Origin of the sequence: Shewanella aquimarina (genome assembly GCF_023349185.1) — a bacterium.
Classification (GTDB): domain Bacteria; phylum Pseudomonadota; class Gammaproteobacteria; order Enterobacterales; family Shewanellaceae; genus Shewanella; species Shewanella aquimarina.
The window spans coordinates 1-1,253 of the sequence record NZ_JAKIKY010000031.1 but is presented as its reverse complement, the minus strand read 5'-3'; the positions used below and the strand labels follow the sequence as shown (position 1 = coordinate 1,253).

Annotated in this window: 1 protein-coding gene; it reads left to right on the top strand. The window is 51.2% G+C overall.

The window, feature by feature from the left end; genetic code table 11:
* Positions 1–70: 70 nt before the first annotated feature.
* Positions 71–1,245 (top strand): IS3 family transposase gene (locus L2731_RS19460; RefSeq protein ID WP_249254888.1). Its coding sequence is split into 2 segments (ribosomal slippage): positions 71–329 and positions 329–1,245, totalling 1,176 coding nucleotides; the frame shifts between segments, so codons are not numbered across the junction.
* Positions 1,246–1,253: the final 8 nt, after the last annotated feature.

Below are 1,253 nucleotides of genomic sequence, written 5' to 3'. Positions count from 1 at the left end.
GTGGCATAGTGAATTTGGCCACCTGAATAGACGAAGTGATAGACTCACTTCTGGAAAAAAGGTGGTAGAAATGAAGAACACAAGACCGACATTCAGTGCAGAGTTCAAATTAGAAGCTGCGCAGCTGGTAACGAAACAGGGATACAGCATAGCTGAGGCTGCAAGCGCGATGGGCGTGAGTAATTCAGCCATGCGTAAATGGGTAAACCAGCTTCGACAAGAGCAGCAAGGCGTATCCCCCAAAGGCGCACCGCTCACCCCCGAACAACAGCGGATCCGTGAGCTGGAGAAGAAAATCCGCCGCATTGAAGAAGAGAACACCATTTTGAAAAAGGCTACGGCTCTCTTGATGTCAGACTCACTGAACAGTTCTCGTTAGTCGAGAAACTCAAGAAGAGCCATAGCGTAAAACGGATTTGTTCAGTATTTGGTATTCACCGCAGCAGTTACAAGTATTGGCGAGGCAGACCTACCACCATTGACTCGCAGCGGGTAAAACTGCACAGCTTGATGCGGGAGGCTTATGAAGCCAGCAATGGGTCAGCGGGAGCCAGAACCTTGGCTGATATGGTGACGACAGCTGGCGTGAGGTTGACGCGCTATCGTGCCACAGGGCTGATGAAGAAGCTGGGGCTAGTGAGCTGCCAGGTGCCGCAACATCGCTACAAAAAGGCAGACAAGGAGCATGTCGCCATCCCTAACCTCCTTGACCGCCAGTTTGCTGTGACGGGTCCCAATCAAGTGTGGTGTGGCGATGTGACCTATGTGTGGACAGGAAAACGATGGGCTTACCTTGCCGTTGTTCTGGACTTGTTTGCACGGAAACCGGTGGGGTGGGCGATGTCATTTTCGCCCGATAGTGCGCTAACAAGCAAGGCACTAACCATGGCCTTTGAGGCGCGAGGAAGGCCGAAAGACCTAATGTTCCATAGTGACCAAGGAAGCCACTATACCAGCCGCCGCTTCCGCCAACAGCTCTGGCGTTATCAGATTAAGCAGAGCATGAGTCGACGAGGAAACTGCTGGGACAACAGCCCGATGGAGCGCTTCTTTAGAAGCTTAAAAACAGAATGGATACCGATGACCGGCTATCGGGATATCGGTGAGGCTAAGAGTGAAATTTCGCGATATGTGACGGGGTATTACAGTCAGCTGAGACCACATCAATATAACGGTGGGCTAACACCTAATGAGTCAGAGCGAAGATACTGGCTTGAATACAAAACCGTGGCCAATTTTAGTTGACCACTACA